Source organism: Sporosarcina thermotolerans, assembly GCF_030067815.1.
In the GTDB taxonomy this organism is placed as follows: Bacteria; Bacillota; Bacilli; order Bacillales_A; family Planococcaceae; genus Sporosarcina; species Sporosarcina thermotolerans.
The window spans coordinates 2,785,279-2,803,714 of record NZ_CP125968.1 but is presented as its reverse complement, the minus strand read 5'-3'; the positions used below and the strand labels follow the sequence as shown (position 1 = coordinate 2,803,714).

Annotated in this window: 21 protein-coding genes, 3 pseudogenes and 1 other annotated feature; of the genes and pseudogenes, 21 read left to right on the top strand and 3 right to left on the bottom strand. The window is 41.5% G+C overall.

The genetic code is table 11. The features are described from left to right. Positions 1–23 precede the first annotated feature (23 nt). Positions 24–2,665, top strand: a pseudogene (locus QNH10_RS15880) (valine--tRNA ligase). A 51-nt stretch (positions 2,666–2,716) separates the two neighbouring features. On the opposite strand, the gene QNH10_RS15875 reads toward QNH10_RS15880, so the two are convergent. The 3 genes from QNH10_RS15875 to QNH10_RS15865 are packed head-to-tail and all read right to left on the bottom strand — an operon-like array spanning position 2,717 to position 4,370. Further along, on the bottom strand, positions 2,717–3,508 hold the full coding sequence (locus tag QNH10_RS15875; RefSeq protein WP_283732316.1) for an ATP-grasp domain-containing protein: 792 nt from the start codon (positions 3,506–3,508) through the stop codon (positions 2,717–2,719). Beyond that, a complete protein-coding gene (locus tag QNH10_RS15870; RefSeq protein ID WP_283732315.1) occupies positions 3,505–3,963 on the bottom strand; it encodes an ATP-grasp domain-containing protein in 459 nt (152 codons plus the stop codon). Before QNH10_RS15870 ends, QNH10_RS15875 begins: the two co-directional genes overlap by 4 nt. Positions 3,964–3,971: 8 nt before the next feature. Further along, a complete protein-coding gene (locus QNH10_RS15865; RefSeq protein ID WP_283732314.1) occupies positions 3,972–4,370 on the bottom strand; it encodes an ATP-grasp domain-containing protein in 399 nt (132 codons plus the stop codon). A gap of 62 nt (positions 4,371–4,432) precedes the next feature. Between QNH10_RS15865 and QNH10_RS15860 the strand changes: the two genes are divergently transcribed. The 20 genes and pseudogenes from QNH10_RS15860 to QNH10_RS15760 all read left to right on the top strand — a co-directional run bounded on the left by QNH10_RS15860 (position 4,433) and on the right by QNH10_RS15760 (position 18,426). Then, a complete protein-coding gene (locus QNH10_RS15860; RefSeq protein ID WP_283732313.1) occupies positions 4,433–5,344 on the top strand; it encodes a bifunctional folylpolyglutamate synthase/dihydrofolate synthase in 912 nt (303 codons plus the stop codon). Beyond that, the gene (locus QNH10_RS15855) at positions 5,338–5,640 is read left to right on the top strand and encodes a folylpolyglutamate synthase/dihydrofolate synthase family protein (RefSeq protein ID WP_283732312.1); all 303 of its coding nucleotides are present in this window, start codon (positions 5,338–5,340) and stop codon (positions 5,638–5,640) included. The genes QNH10_RS15860 and QNH10_RS15855 overlap by 7 nt, the downstream gene beginning before the upstream one ends. A 114-nt stretch (positions 5,641–5,754) precedes the next feature. Beyond that, a complete protein-coding gene (locus QNH10_RS15850; protein WP_283732311.1) occupies positions 5,755–6,198 on the top strand; it encodes a hypothetical protein in 444 nt (147 codons plus the stop codon). A gap of 58 nt (positions 6,199–6,256) precedes the next feature. Continuing rightward, entirely contained in the window at positions 6,257–7,462 is a 1,206-nt protein-coding gene (locus QNH10_RS15845; protein ID WP_283732310.1) for a sensor domain-containing diguanylate cyclase, read from the top strand. 18 nt (positions 7,463–7,480) lie between these two features. After that, the gene (locus QNH10_RS15840) at positions 7,481–8,026 is read left to right on the top strand and encodes a hypothetical protein (protein WP_283732309.1); all 546 of its coding nucleotides are present in this window, start codon (positions 7,481–7,483) and stop codon (positions 8,024–8,026) included. A 695-nt stretch (positions 8,027–8,721) separates the two neighbouring features. Continuing rightward, positions 8,722–9,209 (top strand): annotated as a pseudogene (locus QNH10_RS15830) (GGDEF domain-containing protein); the annotation flags it as partial. Positions 9,210–9,257: 48 nt separating this feature from the next. Beyond that, positions 9,258–10,013 carry a prepilin peptidase gene (locus QNH10_RS15825; protein ID WP_283732307.1) on the top strand — a complete coding sequence of 252 codons (756 nt, stop codon included), beginning with the start codon at positions 9,258–9,260 and terminating at the stop codon, positions 10,011–10,013. An 89-nt stretch (positions 10,014–10,102) separates the two neighbouring features. Next, positions 10,103–10,492, top strand: a complete 390-nt coding sequence (locus QNH10_RS15820) for a hypothetical protein (protein WP_283732305.1) — start codon at positions 10,103–10,105, stop codon at positions 10,490–10,492. Further along, the gene (locus tag QNH10_RS15815; RefSeq protein WP_283732304.1) at positions 10,449–10,772 is read left to right on the top strand and encodes a hypothetical protein; all 324 of its coding nucleotides are present in this window, start codon (positions 10,449–10,451) and stop codon (positions 10,770–10,772) included. Before QNH10_RS15820 ends, QNH10_RS15815 begins: the two co-directional genes overlap by 44 nt. Before the next feature lie 96 nt (positions 10,773–10,868). Then, entirely contained in the window at positions 10,869–11,468 is a 600-nt protein-coding gene (locus tag QNH10_RS15810) for a nucleoside triphosphate pyrophosphatase (protein WP_283732303.1), read from the top strand. Positions 11,469–11,496: 28 nt separating this feature from the next. Beyond that, positions 11,497–12,174: a RadC family protein gene (gene radC, locus QNH10_RS15805; protein ID WP_283734662.1), complete on the top strand. Its 678-nt coding sequence runs from the start codon at positions 11,497–11,499 to the stop codon at positions 12,172–12,174. Positions 12,175–12,412: 238 nt separating this feature from the next. Next, positions 12,413–13,429 (top strand): rod shape-determining protein, encoded by a 1,017-nt coding sequence (locus QNH10_RS15800; protein ID WP_283732302.1) that lies wholly within the window; start codon positions 12,413–12,415, stop codon positions 13,427–13,429. Positions 13,430–13,447: 18 nt separating this feature from the next. Then, positions 13,448–14,323 (top strand): annotated as a pseudogene (gene mreC, locus QNH10_RS15795) (rod shape-determining protein MreC); the annotation flags it as partial. A 31-nt stretch (positions 14,324–14,354) separates the two neighbouring features. Next, positions 14,355–14,873, top strand: coding sequence for a rod shape-determining protein MreD (mreD, locus tag QNH10_RS15790; protein WP_283732301.1), 519 nt, complete (start codon positions 14,355–14,357; stop codon positions 14,871–14,873). A gap of 26 nt (positions 14,874–14,899) precedes the next feature. Continuing rightward, entirely contained in the window at positions 14,900–15,571 is a 672-nt protein-coding gene (gene minC / locus QNH10_RS15785; RefSeq protein WP_283732300.1) for a septum site-determining protein MinC, read from the top strand. After that, positions 15,571–16,368, top strand: a complete 798-nt coding sequence (gene minD / locus QNH10_RS15780) for a septum site-determining protein MinD (protein WP_283732299.1) — start codon at positions 15,571–15,573, stop codon at positions 16,366–16,368. The genes minC and minD overlap by 1 nt, the downstream gene beginning before the upstream one ends. A gap of 126 nt (positions 16,369–16,494) precedes the next feature. Beyond that, the gene (locus tag QNH10_RS15775) at positions 16,495–17,046 is read left to right on the top strand and encodes a M23 family metallopeptidase (protein WP_283732298.1); all 552 of its coding nucleotides are present in this window, start codon (positions 16,495–16,497) and stop codon (positions 17,044–17,046) included. Further along, positions 17,043–17,657 carry a metalloprotease gene (locus QNH10_RS15770; RefSeq protein ID WP_283732297.1) on the top strand — a complete coding sequence of 205 codons (615 nt, stop codon included), beginning with the start codon at positions 17,043–17,045 and terminating at the stop codon, positions 17,655–17,657. The genes QNH10_RS15775 and QNH10_RS15770 overlap by 4 nt, the downstream gene beginning before the upstream one ends. 39 nt (positions 17,658–17,696) lie before the next feature. Beyond that, positions 17,697–17,771, top strand: a sequence feature (ribosomal protein L21 leader region). 13 nt (positions 17,772–17,784) lie between these two features. Further along, a complete protein-coding gene (gene rplU, locus QNH10_RS15765; RefSeq protein WP_283732296.1) occupies positions 17,785–18,093 on the top strand; it encodes a 50S ribosomal protein L21 in 309 nt (102 codons plus the stop codon). Between the two features lie 6 nt (positions 18,094–18,099). Next, positions 18,100–18,426, top strand: a complete 327-nt coding sequence (locus tag QNH10_RS15760) for a ribosomal-processing cysteine protease Prp (protein WP_283732295.1) — start codon at positions 18,100–18,102, stop codon at positions 18,424–18,426. Positions 18,427–18,436 lie beyond the last annotated feature (10 nt).

Genomic DNA, 18,436 nt, shown 5'->3' with positions numbered 1-18,436 from the left:
GGAAGTACAGAGGAGGAGTTCATATGTCAACAGAAAACCTATCAATGCCAACGAAATATGAACCGCAATCGATTGAAGCGGGTCGTTATGAATGGTGGCTGAAAGGCAAATATTTTGAAGCTCAACCGGATAGCGGGAAAGACCCGTATACAATTGTCATTCCACCGCCGAATGTGACAGGTAAGCTTCACTTAGGGCATGCTTGGGATACGACGTTGCAGGATATCCTGATCCGTATGAAAAGAATGCAGGGCTACGATGCACTATGGCTACCAGGAATGGACCATGCTGGTATTGCGACACAGGCAAAGGTTGAAGAAAAGCTTCGGGCTGACGGAAAATCCCGATATGATCTGGGCCGTGAAAAATTCGTCGAAGAGACATGGAAATGGAAAGATGAGTATGCAGGCCATATCCGTGCGCAATGGGCTAAGCTTGGTCTGGCACTTGATTATTCCAGAGAGCGCTTCACATTGGATGAAGGATTATCCAAGGCGGTCCGCGAGGTATTTGTAAAACTGTATGAAAAAGAGCTTATCTACCGCGGCGAATATATTATTAACTGGGATCCGGCGACGAAAACTGCATTATCGGATATTGAGGTTATCCATAAAGATATTCAGGGTGCATTCTATCATATGCGCTATCCACTCGCAGACGGAACGGACAGCATCGAAATTGCTACAACACGCCCTGAAACGATGTTAGGGGATACGGCGGTAGCGGTTCATCCGGAGGACGACCGGTATAAGCATTTGATCGGAAAAACAGTTAAATTACCAATTACTGGCCGTGAAATCCCGATAATTGCAGATGATTATGTCGATATGGAATTCGGAAGCGGTGCAGTTAAGATTACACCTGCACATGACCCTAACGATTTTGAAATCGGAAACCGTCATGATCTTCCTCGTGTTCTTGTCATGAATGAAGATGGCAGCATGAATAAGCTTGCTGGCAAGTATGAAGGAATGGACCGGTTTGAATGCCGTAAGACAATCGTTAAAGATTTGCAGGAAATGGGCGTTTTATTCAAAATCGAGGATCATTTGCACTCGGTTGGCCACTCGGAACGTAGCGGAGCAGTTGTTGAACCGTATCTGTCAACACAATGGTTCGTAAAAATGGCGCCTTTAGCGGAAGAAGCGATTAAACTTCAACAAAGTGAAGGGAGGTCAACTTCGTTCCGGAACGCTTTGAAAAGACGTATTTGAACTGGATGGAAAATATCCACGATTGGTGTATTTCCCGTCAGCTATGGTGGGGACATCGGATTCCAGCTTGGTATCATAAAGAGACAGGTGAAGTCTTTGTAGGACATGAAGGGCCTGAGGACATTGAAAACTGGAACCAGGATAACGATGTTCTTGATACATGGTTCTCATCTGCGTTATGGCCATTTTCAACAATGGGCTGGCCGGATCTTGATAACGAGGAGTTCAAACGTTATTATCCGACAGATGCGCTTGTTACAGGATATGATATCATTTTCTTCTGGGTTTCTCGGATGATTTTCCAAGCCCTTGAATTTACGGATCAACGTCCGTTCAAAGACGTATTAATCCATGGTCTTGTTCGTGCTGAAGACGGCCGCAAGATGTCGAAGTCGCTCGGCAACGGTATCGATCCTATGGAAGTAATTGATAAATACGGTGCGGATGCATTGCGCTTCTTAGCTACTGGTTCTTCACCTGGTCAGGACCTTCGCTATTCGACAGAAAAGGTTGAAGCGGTTTGGAACTTCGCGAATAAAATCTGGAATGCTTCCCGTTTCGCTTTAATGAATATGGATGGCATGAAGTATGATGAAATCGATTTAACAGGTGAAAAATCTGTAGCTGATGCATGGATACTTACTCGCTTGAATGAAACGATTGAACAAGTAACGAAGCTCTCTGATAAGTATGAGTTCGGTGAAGTCGGCCGTGCATTATACAACTTCATCTGGGATGATTTCTGCGATTGGTATATTGAGATGGCGAAATTGCCGTTGTACGGAGAAGACGAAGCAGCGAAGAAAACGACACGTTCGGTTCTTGCTTACGTACTCGACAATACAATGCGTTTACTGCACCCATTAATGCCGTTCATCACAGAAGAAATTTGGCAGAACCTTCCGCATGATGGAGAGTCGATTACAGTGGCGGCATGGCCGGTTGCAGATTCGACACTAACCGATTCTGCAAAGGCATCTGATATGAAGCTATTGGTTGACCTCATTCATGCAGTTCGTAACATCCGCGCTGAAGTGAACACGCCAATGAGCAAAAAGGTTCCTTTATACATTGCTGCGAAAGATGAAGCTACAGTTCAAGTATTGGAATCAAATCGCAACTACATTGAACGCTTCTGTAACCCGGAAACTCTTGAAATCGGAGTTGGTATTTCAGCACCGGGCAAATCGATGTCAGCTGTTATTACAGGCGCAGAACTATTCTTGCCACTTGAAGGTTTGTTGAATATCGATGAGGAAATTGAGCGTTTGAAGAAGGAGCTTTCTAAATGGGAAGGCGAAGTGAAACGCGTCCAAGGCAAGCTGTCCAATGAGCGTTTTGTTTCGAAGGCTCCTGAGGCAGTCGTTGAAGAGGAACGTGCGAAAGAGAAGGATTATTTGGAGAAGAAGGCGGCAGTTGAGCGCCGGATTGAAGAATTGAATGAGATTTAATGAATAAAAAGAGTTGGGACGCCCGAGAAAAGGGGTCCCAACTCTTTTTATTTAAGCATTGCGCTCGTTTATTCTTTCCATCAGCTTCTGAGCGACTGAAAAATCATGTGTCGCATATAATGATCTGGCGCCGACGGGATCTTCAATTTCATTTAACAGCCAACTGCCGTCCGGTAATAAAAGAAAATCGATTCCGATATAATCACTTTTTAATGCGCGTGCTATTTTTCGTACTTCTTTCTCCTGCGAGGAAGAAAGTATGTATTTCTCCACGGATCCGCCAAGCGTATAATTCGATTTGAAACCGTCGTTACCTATACGCTTGACAGCACCTAAAACTTCATCTCCAAGCATGAAAACACGAATGTCGGTTGCATTGGATTCAATGTAAGGCTGGACGATTAATTGACGACTAAGATATTGATTCAAAAACTGCTCCGCCTCATTTACCGTATGACATAGATATACTTCAGTTCCTCCATGGCCATCGACTGTTTTCAAAATGACTGGGTAGGCAGCAATACCGTCAACTGACTTCAATCGCTTCGTAGGTACCGCCGGAATTCCTAATAGCGTCGCGAATTCAAATGTCTTCAATTTATTATTTGCAATCCGGTTCACTTCTGAACGATTGATTACATGAAGTCCTGCTGATTCCCATTTAGCCGATAAATCAAAATTTCGATCACGGAATAATATGAAATCCGCATCGGAGTCAGGTTCTTCATTGTCGACTAGTAAATTCATTGTTAGATCAAGCTGTGCTGCATGCACCATCAAATCATCGATAAACCCGTGATTGCGCTTTGCTTCCTTCGATGAATAATAAACATGCCCTTTCATGAGAGCTTACCTAAAATGTATTCAATCATCTTGTCGGCTACATTAATGCCGGTCACGTTATAAATGTTGCGGATATGGGCAGCGGCGTTCACTTCACAAACAAGTGGTTTTTCATTATCACCATATAATAAATCAACTCCAGCAAATTCAGCCCCGACTGCTTCTGCAGCACGAATTGCAAGCTCTTTCTGTTCAGCAGTCAACTCGATTATGCTTGCAACCCCTCCATTCGTAATGTTCGCCCTGAAATCAGTTTCAGAAGAACGATGCATGGCGGCAACAATTTCTCCACCGACGATATTCACGCGGATATCCCGTCCTCTGCTTGTTTCGATAAATTCCTGAAATACATAATCGACTCCGCGTAATTCATCAACTTTCGTAAAGAATGCCTCTTCAGTTTCGATTAAATACACCTTCATGCCAAATGACCCGTGGCCTTCTTTAATGATCATAGGCAAGCCTAACTTTTCATGAACTCCCTCATAATACCCGGATCCTTCAATTGTAAATTTCGGATAGACTTTCGCGCAATAATTGTTAAAGGCATTGCAACTTCATTCTTCGCAAGCTGGATATATTGCTTCGCTTTATTATCGCAAGTCTCAATCACTTCCGGATCATTGAAAACAGGGATTCCTGCATTTTTCAAATACGTTGCGAGCAAGATGTCTTTGTCCAGGAAAACGACGAAATCCGGACGCTCTGTAAGATTTTCATTCAAATTCATCATCACTTCGTAATTTCTTTTAAGTTCCGCACGAACACCAGCCCGCTCAGCAGCATCTGCCAAAAGCTCCGCTTGGTCGCGGAATTTATCACTCGTTAAACTTCCGTTGTAAATGACCCAACAACTTTTCATATCGTTCCCTCCGGCCGTGATATACTCTACCTATGCTGATTCTATCATAAGGAGAGAGTGTTTTGATTCCGAAATTTAATGAGTATAAAGAACGATTTGAACTATATAGCGATGATGCGATTAAGCCTGGGTTAGATAGCGTTATTGCAGCTCTGATGAAAGTGGGGAATCCCGAAAAGCAGTTGAATGTCATTCATGTGGCTGGGACGAATGGGAAAGGTTCAACAATTGCATTTATGGAGTCCATCTTGAAAGAACATGGATATTCAACTGGGGTATTTTCATCTCCTGCATTGGTCGATGTTCATGATCAGATTCGTCTTAACGGCTTGCCGATCAATCAGGAAGAAATGGACAAGTCGTTTATCCAGATGAAAGAAGCCGGACTAAGCGGAATGCTGACGGATTTTGAATTACTTACTGTGGCCGCCTTCCTGACCTTCAAAAGGAATGCGCCTGATTACATACTTTTAGAATGCGGTATGGGGGGCAAATTAGATAGTACAAACGTCGTGACACCACTTGTTTCAGTTATCACATCGATAGCGCACGACCATGTCGGATTTCTTGGAGCTACCCTAAAAGAAATAACTGAACAGAAGGCGGGGATTATTAAGGAGAATATACCTGTCGTGATTGGCTTGTTACCGGTAGTTGCTAACAATGTTATTCGAAATAAGGCGTTGGAAATGAACAGCGAGTTAATGATATACGGTAAAGATTTTAAAATGATGCCTGGCGAAGTATTTGAAGGGAAGATTCAAGTTTCTATTCCAAAAAGAAAGATGAAAGGCCCACATCAGGCGATAAATGCAGCAATAGCTATTGAGGCGTTATGGAAAGCGGGTGTAAACTTACAAGAAGAAGTTGTAGCAAAAGGAGTTGCCAACACTTCGTTACTTTATCGGTTTCAAGAGATTGCGCCAGGGGTCTTTGTGGATGGTGCTCATAATCCGCAGCTGCGAAGATGTTAGCTGAAACGATTCGTAATGAATTTCCCAATGAAAAAGTGGATTTTGTAATCGGTATGTTGAAAACAAAAGACATTCGTAGAACATTGGATGAATTGATACCTGTTGCTCACTCGTTTACCTTTGTCGATTTCGACCATCCACAAGCTGCCACTGCTTTGGAATTAATGGAAAGTTGTCTATATAATAAAAAAAGGATGACAAATCTCATTAATGATACTATAATACTAAGTAAGGAAAATAATAGAAAGCGAATAGTCGCAGGCTCGCTTTATTTACTGAATAGACTTTTGACCTAATGTTATACTGGAAAACTAAGTGTAATCATTATGGAACCGGTTACAAAAGGGTCCGCTGATTGAAAACTTGTTGAAAATTTGTATATTCTGATTGAGTTGGTAGGGGTAAGTGGGTTGTCTGATAAGAATTGGTCTACAGCATCTCAGTTTATCATCTGGTTCCTTATAGTTCCTCCGGGTATGTTTTATTTCCTTTCAAACCAAATGCCCGAAGAACTTAATATATCGTATCTCTTTTTATTTATCATTTTTAGTATGTTGACGACTTTATTCCCTATTAAGCTAAAAGGGGACCCTATAACTTTAGTCATGTGGGTGACGATACCTGCATTTCTTCTATACGGTATTGCCATTGAAATGATCATTATGCAATTTGCTGCAATTGCAATCCTTTTTGTTTCAAAGGGTACTATACAAAATAAAATCCAACGCTTTTTAATTAATTCGTTGATGATGTTCTTGCTGTCAATCGTTAGTGCTGGGGCTTTCTATTTAGTCGGTGGTCAAGTAGGTTCTACGGACTTTTGGTCTCTTTCTTATAGGGGTTTCGGTTTATAGGCTTATTCACACAGCTGCAAATATAGGGTTTATTAAATTTTATTTGCAGATTCGAGGTATGAAAAGCCTATACACGAAAAAAGACATTGGGTATGAGTTTTCAAGTATCGTATTGATATTGCCATTAGCTTTAACGTTTTATTTCCTATTAAATTTAGTTGGTGCACCATCATTTTTACTAATGGGAGTACCGTTTTTCTTAACGATATTTTTCATACGGCAATATGGCCGATCTGAGAAAGTAAATGAGTATATCAAAAGTGTAGGAGAGATTGGGAGTAGCCTATCTGTATTGACTGATGTGGACCAAGTGACTGAAAAATTCATAATGAAAAGTCAAGAGTTATTCAATGCCGATATTGTTTTTCTGTTTAACAATCATAATCAATGGTTGGAACTCGATAAGGCTTATGATAAACCCCATTTACTTCCTAAGGATACACATTCAATTCGGTTAGGCGAAGGCATTGCGAGGATGGTGCTTTCGACCAATGAACCTGTCATCTATACAAAAAGTAATGATTTTAAACAATTCTCGATCTCCTCTGTTCCTGACGAAATCGAAAGTGTCCTCTGTATACCGATGACTCATAATAATCAGACTGGTGGAATTCTTCTATTAGGATCAAATCGGAAATCTGCATTTAAAGATTACCATTTGAAGATATTGGAATTACTTGGTTCTTATTACATTGTAGCGCTTGAAAAGGCCCGTTACGTGACAGAGGCCTTGCTTAAAAGTGAAAGATGTGCATTGACTAGTCTTTACAACTATAGATATTTAGAAGATAGACTACATTATGAAATGGAACGCATGCAGAAAAAGGATATTGAAGATCTGTCCGTAATCATGCTTGATATTGATCGTTTCAAAGTAGTAAACGATACGTACGGGCATCAAAGTGGAAACGACATATTAAAGGAATTGGCGAAAGTTCTTAAGGGTGTTTTACCTGAAGATGGAACTGTAGGACGGTATGGGGGGGAAGAATTTATCTACCTTTTACCGGGGTTCTCTAAATCGGAAGCTTTGGAATTTGCAGAAAAACTTAGAGAAACGATTAGACAGCATACATTTTCAATCATCCCGGACTTGAGCTCGGATAAACGGAAAATCGAAGTGAATATCACAACAAGTATTGGGGTAACAAGTGCGCCTTTTGATACAGATGAGGCGATGGCCTTGCTTCGAAATGCCGATCGGGCATTATATATAGGAGCGAAGCAGGCTGGGCGTGATCGGGTCGCGGTGTACGTGAAATAAAGGGTGGAGGGACAGGGAATGAATGTTACTGCTGCAAATAAAAGAAATATATATGTATTGTGGCTATTAATCGTTCCTTTTGCCTTTTATGCCGCTCTGAATTTCTTTCCATCTAATAGTTATGATTATTTAAATATGATCATTTATCTGTTGTTTTTGATAGCAATCATGATGATTTCAATTCCAGTGGATAGAGTTTCTATTACTCTTGAGAGATGGATCATTTTCTCACTGTTCTTCCAGTATGGTGTCTTATCGGAAATGGTTTTTATGCAAATTGCAATGTTCGTCTTATTATTCACGTTAAAATCTTCTACCCCTAAGACATTTAGATTTGCTTTCAACTCAATTGTTTTTTCTGTAGTTTCACTTGTGGGAGGCTATGTTTTTTATGCATTCGGTGGTTCTTTGCAAAATATGTCTTTGGCTAATTTCTTTATAGCAGGTTTCATATATGCGTCGGTCTATTCATTGGTCAATAGCGCATTGCTCATCCTAATCTTTAAAATGTTGAAGCAAAAAAATGCGGTCACGAAAAAGCCGTGTTATGGGATTTTGTCGTGACAATCCTGTTATTGCCGTTTGCCATTATCTTCACCCTTCTGTTTCAACAAATTAGCGGAAAGGCTTTCTTGCTAATAGGGGTGCCTTTCATATTAGTTTTGTTAGTTACAAGTAAATATCTGAAGTCCGATATATTGAATGATTTACTTTCTTCAGCAGCTGTAATCGGCCATCATCTCGCTGAAAGTCTTCGTGTGGATGACGTCTTACGTACATTTGTCGAGAAGATTAAAAATGTCATCCCTTACGAAAGTGCGTATATCATCGATTTGCGTGTTGGGGGAAATTTGATCATGTTATCCTGTGTGGAAGGTGAATTTCAGCGCAAAGAAGCTATGAACTTTTCATTCCCAAGTAAAAATAACGTGAAGGACGGACTTGATGTCGAGATGACAAAAATGTATCTGACAAGGAAAAGTCTATCTGCATTGAATGGTTTTACATTTGCCCCCTCAGTTGAAAGTGTACTGGCGGCCCCTGTAAAAAGAGATGGTAAAACGGAAGGATTTCTCATCTTGACTTCAAATCAGAAATACGCTTTTGATGAAGTGCAAACGAAAATGGTGGATCTATTGACTAGCTATTTTGCGACGGCAATGGTGAAGGCGAGGTATTATGAAAAAACAGTGGAAAAGAGTACTCGATGTGCATTAACAGGAATACACAACTACCACTATCTTGAACAAAAACTGGATGAGGAAATTGTTCATTTCCATACAGGAGAAGTTCAAAGTCTGTCTGCCATTATGCTGGATATTGACCATTTCAAGTCCATTAATGATACATATGGACATCAAAGCGGCAATGATTTGCTTGTTTCACTTGCGAATCTCCTTTCGAAGTTTCAGCATAAAGGGATGACATTGGCCGATATGGAGGAGAGGAATTCACAATTATCCTACCAAACTTTTCAAAGGATGAAGCTATTAAACTTGCAGAGTTGATTCGCAAGGACGTCGAAAAATCAAAGTTTGAAATCATCCCGGACTTATCCGACAATAATGAACCGATTAATGTCCAAATGACAATTAGCCTCGGAGTTGCCACTATGCCGGAAGATGCAAAGGACGGGAAGGATCTCTTAAGAAACGCCGATCGTGCTCTTTATATTGGTGGCAAACAGGCGGGACGCAACCGTGTCGGAATATATGAGGAGAATAGTGGTATGAAAGTGACAAATTAAGGGGAAACAGAATACTACCATACAATAATGCTGGAAATGAGTGATTGAATGGAGATTGTCTGGTTAGCCTTATTTTTCATATATGGCTGTGTTTTTGGTTCTTTTTTCAATGTGGTTGGACTTCGGGTGCCGAAAAAGGAATCAGTTGTTAGACCGCCATCCCATTGCACAACATGTGGTCGGAAACTAAGGCTTTTTGATCTAATCCCTGTTCTCTCATATGTCGTCCTCCGAGGGAAATGCAAAGGGTGCGGACAAAAAATAAATGCGATTTATCCCTTCATTGAGCTTATTACTGGCGTCTTGTTTGCCTATGCCTTTTTTCAACTTGGCTTCAGTAAGGATTTGATCATCGGGATTCTGTTTGTTTCGTTGCTTGTCATCATAACCGTATCCGATATTTCTTATATGATCATCCCTGATAAAGTGCTTCTCCCTTTCGCTATTTCGTTTCTGATCCTTAGATGGCTAATACCTATGTCTCCATGGTGGGACAGTTTTTTAGGGGCGGCAATCGGTTTCAGTGTGCTATTTATTATAGCCATCGTGTCGAAAGGTGGAATGGGAGGCGGAGATATAAAGCTATTTTTCGTCATTGGTCTTGTTTTAGGCACTATAAACACATTATTGACGCTGTTTCTTGCTTCAATTATTGGTTCGATCGCGGGCGTTTTTGTCTTGAAGAAGACTGGTAAAGGGAAGAAGACTCCTGTCCCATTCGGACCGTCCATAGCACTTGCTGCTATCATTTCTTACTTTTACGGAAAAGATTTTGTCGAATGGTATCAGCAATTATTCTTTTAAGTCGATAAATTTTTTAGGACAAGGCGACATACGTCTTGTTCTTTTTCATGTCTTTTCTGATACGGTTACTAAAAACGGGGTGGTCTGGCATGAACTTCAAAAAAAAGTATTCTAAGGTGACAGTAGCGGCGGCTATGCTTCACGGTGTCATAGTCGGTATTGCGGCTGTTGCGATTGTTGGTTTTTTAATCGTAGGAATGAATGGAAAAGGGAAAGAAAAAGCAGTGGAGAACGAGGTGGTAACGAACAATCCGCAAGAGACAGTCGAAACGACTCCGACATCCGGGCCGGCTATCATCTCAAACGAAGCACCCTTGAAATTATACGCAAAGCAGCATGGGGTTTTCTCCTCGGCAGAGTCAGCCAGACAACTCTTTGCGGATGATCCGGCTCTTGGAAAGGCCGCCATCATAGAAGTGGGGGGGGCAATATTATGTGTGGAGCGCTATTGGCGTCGTCGAGGAAGAAATCGATGTTAGTGAGTATGAAGGAACTTTCCGTAAGCCGTTCTTCGTGAACACAAACTCCTGTAATACGGTTGGAGCAGGGAAATTAAGGAAGGCATTGGTAGAGACGGAATTATCACAAATTAAAACTTTGACCGTTACCTCGGAAAGTGAAAATGAGGATCCGAAAGTTGCTGACTTCCGAAAGAATATTGTTGCTGTGACCGTGTTTACAAACGATTTAAGGGTTATTCGTCTACATCTTTTAAACCATTATTCCCATAACAATGGCTGTGCGGTTATAAATTTTTAACGTTGAAATACGGGCCGAAATGGAATTTCTGCGGTTTTATGAAAATTTTCAATTACCTCCTTCTCAAGTATGATAATGAAAAAGGAGGTAGAAGAAATGCAATTCATTTCGGAGAGACAAATTATTTTGGCGTCAGGTTCGCCAAGGAGACGGGAACTTTTAGGCGTTTTAGGGCTTCCCATTAAAGTGTTGCCAAGCAATGTCGAGGAAAATGTTGAATTGATTGATAAGGACTTTAATGATTATGTCCAAAAACTTGCGGTCAAAAAAGCTGCAGCTGTTGCGAATATGAAGCCCGATGCGGTAGTTATTGCTGCTGATACAATCGTTGTTTTTAAGGATGAAGTCTACCCTAAACCGGCAACAAAAGAGCAAGCTGAAACATTTTTGAAGACATTCTCTGGAAAGGCACATTCGGTTTTCACGGGAGTGAGCATTCTTGGCGGTGGAAAGGAAATTGTTTTTTCTGAAGAAACGAAAGTGGTATTCAAGGAACTTGATGACAAGCTGATAAAGGCATATGTCGATTCTGGGGACCCGATGGACAAGGCTGGTGGCTATGGCATTCAAACTGCTGGCGTCTTGTTAGTTGATAAAATAGAAGGCGACTATTCGAATGTAGTAGGCCTCCCACTCGCTAAATTGGTAGAAATTTTACGCAGGGAACGTATCATCCAACTGAAGGAGGGTGAATGATTCCTTGACTGCGGACCTAAAAGATAAAATGATGATCCGGGATGTACATATCGCGGACAGACCTCGTGAAAGGCTTATCCGCCAAGGTGCAGCAAGTTTGTCGAACCAGGAGTTGGTCGCTATTCTGCTAAGGACAGGTACGAAGGAAGAATCCGTATTATTACTTGCGAATAGAATCTTGAACTCATTCGATAAGATACAGGACTTGAAAAATGCAACTGTTGAGGAAATGATGGCGGTAAAGGGGGTTGGACAGGCAAAGGCCGTCCAACTACTTGCAGCAGCGGAAATTGGAAAAAGGATTCACCGTAGGCATTCTGAAGGACGGTATGTCATAAAGTCACCTGAAGATGCAGCTGCCTATTTAATGACGGACATGTCCTCGCTGCTGCAGGAGCATTTTGTCGTCCTTTTTATGAACGTTAAGAACGAAGTATTGCATAAACAGACGATTTTTATCGGCAGCTTAAATTCATCCATCGTACATCCTCGCGAAATTTTCCGTGAAGCCGTGAAACGATCGGCGGCTTCGATTATTGTTTCACATAACCATCCTTCTGGAAATCCATCGCCATCACCTGAGGATATCGAAGTAACAAAAAGGTTGGTAGAAGCCGGGTCTATTATGGGAATCGAGCTGCTCGATCATATCATTATCGGCGATCATCGTTTTATTAGCCTAAAGGAAAAAGGCTTTATGGGTTAGTAAGTTACTCCTTGTTTAGTAAAATGTGTAAGTGTAATTGACTAACTTTAATGGCTCAACTTACCGTCGTTGATGGGTTAATTGCTTTTATTACAAAAATATGAAAAAACAAGGCGTAAGTATCAAAACTTTGCTTATTTCTCTTGAGGCTGTGAATTTGTTCCCCAATCCGTTATAATGTGGTGTATGATTTCAAGAAGACCATTTTTAAACGGTCGAATAGAAAGGAAGAACAAATTTGTTTGGATTTGGAACGAGAGATGTCGGGATTGACCTCGGCACAGCAAATACATTAGTTTTTATAAAAGGAAAAGGGATTGTTCTACGCGAACCATCCGTCGTTGCGAAAAATACAGTTACGAATGAAATTGTTGCGGTCGGTTCGGCGGCTAAAAATATGATTGGACGTACACCGGGATCTATAGTGGCAACGCGCCCGATGAAAGACGGAGTCATTGCGGATTTTGAAATTACAACAGCGATGATTGAACATTATATGAAAGAAGCGACTAAAGCTGCAGGAGGCAATTGGAAGAAGCCGAATGTCATGGTTTGTGTTCCTTTCGGTATCACATCAGTCGAACAGCGCGCAGTGATAGACGCAGCGAGACAAGCGGGTGCAAAAGATGCGTTTACAATCGAGGAACCGTTTGCTGCAGCAATCGGTGCGAATTTACCTGTTTGGGAACCTACAGGCAGCATGGTCGTCGATATAGGTGGCGGTACTACAGAAGTTGCTGTTATTTCTTTAGGCGGAATCGTGACAAGCGAATCGATTCGCGTCGGAGGTGACTCAATGGATGGCGCAATCATCAGCTATATTCGTAAAGTCTATAATCTGACAATCGGTGAACGTACTGCAGAAGCCATCAAGATTGAAATTGGCTCAGCGAGAGTATCTAGTAAGCCAGAAAAAATGGAAATCAGAGGCCGTGATCTTTTAACAGGTCTACCAAAAACATTAGAAGTTTCCTCTGATGAAATTGTTGAAGCACTTCGTGAATCCATTACACAAATTATTGAAGGCGTTAAGAAAACATTGGAAGCTACACCACCGGAACTTTCCGCCGACGTTATGGAGCGCGGAATTGTATTGACGGGTGGCGGAGCACTTCTTGAAAACTTGGACAAGGTCATTTCGGATGAAACGAATATGCCTGTCTTCATAGCAGAGGACCCTCTTGATTGCGTAGCAATTGGAACGGGGAAAGCGCTGGATAATTTTGATGTGATTAAAAAGATGCAAGCTAGGTAATGAGGGAGGATTTTGGCAATGCCGCGATTTTTTACGAATAAACGGTTGATATTATTGCTAGTAGGCGTCATCGTCCTTGTGGCATTGATTTCATTCACATTAAAAGACAGGCAAAATGCCACCCTTCCAGAACAAATCGTAAAAGATGTCGTCGGTTTCGGGCAATCACTTTTCTCGAAACCGGCACATTATATTACCGGCACGTTGGATAAAATCGATGGAATCTTGAATACATATGAAGAAAACATACATTTGAAAGCAAGATTAAAAGAATATGCTTCCACGCAGGCTGAACTCGCAGATGTGAGGGCTGATAATGAGAAGTTACGTCAAATCATCGGCAAGGAAGAAAGTCTTCGTGATTATTCTCCAATCCATGCAACTGTCATTTCTCGAAATCCCGATCAATGGGAAGAGAAAATCATCATTGATAAAGGGACAGTGGAAGGTGTTAAGTTGAATATGGCTGTAATGACCTCAAGCGGTTTAATCGGAAAAGTAGTCCTTGTCACCCCATTCAGGTCGACAGTTGAACTGCTTTCGACAGAAAACCGTAATTTTCGGGTTGCAGCAGTCATTCCTGGTAAAGAATCTATTTTCGGTTTGATAGAAGGATATGATCGGACTCGTGGAGAATTAATCATGAAGAGGATTGATTCCGATTTCGATGTGAAGGAAGGGCAATTGGTTCAGTCTTCTGGTCTTGGCGGAATTTTTCCAAAGGGACTGCTAATTGGTGAAGTAACAGAAGTGTCTACGGATGACTTTGGATTGACAAAATTGGCGTATATCCGTCCTGCTGCAGATTTTGGCATGTTGGATCATGTAATGGTGGCAAAAAGATCATCCGTTATTGTCTCTGGTACGGATGGAGATGTGGCTGAGGAAGAAGATGTAGCCGTGGAAGAAGAGGGGAGAATGGATCGTGATCAGGTTCATAATCCCTCTTATTGCCGTCATATTATTTTTCCTCGAACCGGTTTTCAGCCTCTTCTCACCCGTGACAATCGGGGATGGACAATACACACTTGTACCGCGATTTGTCATTGTTTATCTGATTTTTATCGCCGTTTATTATAGTAGGCAACGTGCAATCATCTATGGAATCGTACTTGGACTCTTGTATGATATGTATCACATTGATATTATTGGAGTATATACTTTTTTATATCCGGCGATTTGCTATTTAGCAACATTGATTATTCGCCAAGTGTATCGTCATATTATTACTGTGATGCTCTTATCGCTAATAATGGTTGCGCTGCTTGAAATCTTATCATACTTTTTCGCGAGTCTAATTGCTCTTACAGCAATCGGGTTCGAGGATTTCCTGATGAGCAGGCTTTCGCCAACAATGATTGCCAATTCCATCTTCGTTTGCATGTTTGGCTATTTCTTTAAGCAACTTATCGATAAAAGAGGATTGGAAAAGGCCGGATTATAAACCTTGAAAAAATGTGAGGGACGCAAATGACGAAACAGCACTATGTAACAATAAAAGGGACAAAAGACGGACTTGTCCTCCGACTTGACGACAAATGCGCTTATTCGGACATGATTGCAGAACTCCGCAATAAAGTCAGCGAAAACAGTCTTGAAGGGCTGGCAGAAGTAAAAGTCCATATCGGAAGTCGATATTGTAATGAAGAAGAACTTAAAGAAATTATGAATATCGTCCATGAATCACCACATTTACGAGTTTCGAAGATTCAAAGCGAAGTGATTACTCTTGAAGAATGCAATCGAAGGATCTTAGAAAACCAGTCTGAAACCTATATCGGAATTGTCCGTTCGGGACAGGTCGTGAAAGCTGATGGAGATCTTGTCGTAATCGGTGATGTCAATCCGAACGGCAGGGTTGTGGCGGCGGGTAGCATATATATTTTAGGAAGATTGAAAGGGATCGCACATGCGGGGGCGACTGGTAATGAAGAGGCGGTCATTGCAGCCTCATGGCTGGAAGCCACGCATTTGATGATAGCGGATAAGATGGAAACGATGACGGATGAACTGACGATACTGTCGGATCAACCCGAGATGGAATGTGCATACATACATCCGAATGGTTTCATAGCCATCGACCGTTTACAGGAGCTTCGGATTCTCCGGCCCAATCTGTCAACATTTAAAGGAGGGAGCTAGTGGGAGAGGCAATTGTAATTACGTCTGGAAAAGGTGGAGTCGGTAAAACGACAACATCTGCGAATCTTGGGACAGCATTGGCTCTACAAGGTAAAAAAGTCTGTTTAGTGGATACGGATATTGGTCTTCGTAACCTTGACGTCATCCTTGGTCTTGAAAACCGTATCATCTATGACCTCGTAGATGTAATTTCAGGCCGATGCAAAATTCATCAAGCACTTGTCAAGGACAAACGTTTTGAAGATGGACTATTTTTGCTTCCAGCAGCACAAACGACGGATAAAAATGCTGTCAATCCGGAAGAAATGAAAGAACTCATTACCGAATTAAAAAGGGACTATGATTATATTTTAATCGACTGTCCCGCAGGTATTGAACAAGGTTATAAAAATGCCGTAGCCGGAGCGGATCGAGCAATTGTAGTGACGACACCTGAAATTTCAGCAGTACGGGACGCTGACCGAATCATTGGACTTCTTGAACAGGAAGATATTGAACCTCCAAAGCTCATTATCAATCGTATTAAGAGCCGACTTGTGAACAGCGGCGATGCACTTGACGTCAATGAGATTACAATGCATTTATCTATCGATCTTCTTGGAATTGTGCTGGATGATGAAAACGTTATCTCCTCCTCAAATAGAGGGGAGCCAGTTGTAATGGACCCTTCGAATCCGGCGGCTATCGGCTACAGAAACATCGCCCGCCGAATTTTAGGCGAATCTGTTCCACTTATGTCCCTTGACGAAGGAAGACCTGGATTTTTCGGCAAACTTAAATCATTATTTGCAAAATAATCAACTCTTGGCTTAATCGCCAGGGGTTTTTTTTATGTAATTCTTGTAAATGATCCAAATTAGACATTTGCCCATAATATTCATAGTACGACCGTCATATACTGAGAAAAAAGGTGGTGTGGCGGGGTGAAATGGAAAACAAAGTGGGTGCTTGCAATTATCGTAGCAATTAGCGTATTCAGCTTTGCCAAATTGGAGGAATTAGGCGTCATAAACAAACCAGTTACCCAATATATAACGACGGGTAAAGACTTTATTGTCATGAAAAAATGGGTCTCTTCTTTCTTTAGCGATCCAGAAGAAGACAGAATCACTGTCTCCTCTGATAACACTGAAGAGCTTCCTTTTGCTGCATATGAATCGATGCAACCTTATAAGGACGGCGTCATCGTATCCTACACAAATGCGATGCCTATTACCGCCCAAGGGGACGGGCTTGTCGTGTTTACTGGCTTTACTCGTCAATCCGGCAAAACGATTACTGTCCTATACGAAGATGGCGATGAGGTCACATATGGATTTGTTGGATCCTTACAAAAACTTCCCTATTCAACTGTAAAAAAAGGGGACACGCTCGCATTGATGAATGATGAAGCAATCTATTTAAAAGTCAAAAGGGAAGGGACCATACTTGATGCTGCAATACTGGCAACCTATTTTTCGGAAGACAGTAAATGAAGCTTCGACTTCATCCCATTTTGGTGCCCTTCTTCCTTTTGCTCTTCATATCAGGTGGTTTTGCTCTTTACGCACTCATATTCATGTCGTTACTCATACATGAGGCCGGGCACATCGTTGCGGCAAGAGCTTCCGGGATGAAAGTCCGTATTTGCACGATTTTGCCATATGGAGGAGAATTGCAGATTCCTAGTAGGTATCTCTACGGAAAAAAGCAACAAGTGATGGTTGCGATCGGTGGACCAATCGCGACGGCAATTCTCCTATTCATAGGATTAATCGTTCCGTTTCCAGGTAATGATCAGTTTGTACGAATCCAATTAGCTATTTTGTTTCTAAATTTATTGCCGATTCTCCCGCTTGACGGTGGACAAGCTTTATTAGCCCTATTGGAAAGTGATGCCAATAAATATAAAGTCAGATCAGCATTTTTAATTTATTCGATTTCAATTTTGAGTGTATTAATTCTATTATTATTTATAGGTTGGCCAAAAACGGTTTTGGCTATTGCACTTGCTTTATTTTTATTGGTCCAAAATATATCCGCTTTTAAGTTCCGTAAATATGAAAGAGCATATGAGTTGCTGAAAAGAAAACAGTTGACGTCATAAGCCGTGCATGGTAATATTTTAATGTTATTGTTTGTAGCACCCGTGCTACAACCGCTCTGACAAGGTACAAGTATCCGTTTAGGATCACCCAAGAAGGCGAGTCTGAGTCTAAAGAGGAGGTGCAAGTATGTACGCAATCATTGAAACAGGTGGAAAACAAATCAAAGTCGAAAAAGGTCAAGAGGTTTTCATCGAGAAACTAGTCGGTGAAGCTGATGAAACTGTAACATTCGACAAAGTTCTATTCGTTGGTGGAGAAGACGTGAAAGTTGGCGCTCCATTCGTGGAAGGTGCTTCTGTAACGGCTAAAATCGTTAAACAAGGCCGCGCTAAGAAAATCACTGTATTCAAATACAAGCCGAAAAAGAACTACCACAAAAAGCAAGGTCATCGTCAGCCATACACAAAAGTTGTCATCGAAGGCATCAACGCGTAAGCGGGCATGATCAAAATCATTATTGATGAAAAACAATCGGGTCGTATCAGCTCTTTTGAGATGAAAGGCCATGCCGATTTCGCAGAACATGGAAAAGATCTCGTCTGTGCGGGTGCATCAGCGGTTTCATTCGGAGCCGTCAATGCCGTGATCGCACTCACTGGAATAACACCGGATATAGAGCAAGGATCCGATGGAGGTTATCTCAAAGTGGTTTTTCCGGAGACGGAGAAAGACGACGAAATTCAACTAATCGTGAGGGCAATGATTGTTTCATTACAGACGATTGAACAAGATTACGGGCAACATATAAAACTTATTTTCAACCGATAGGAGGTGGCAC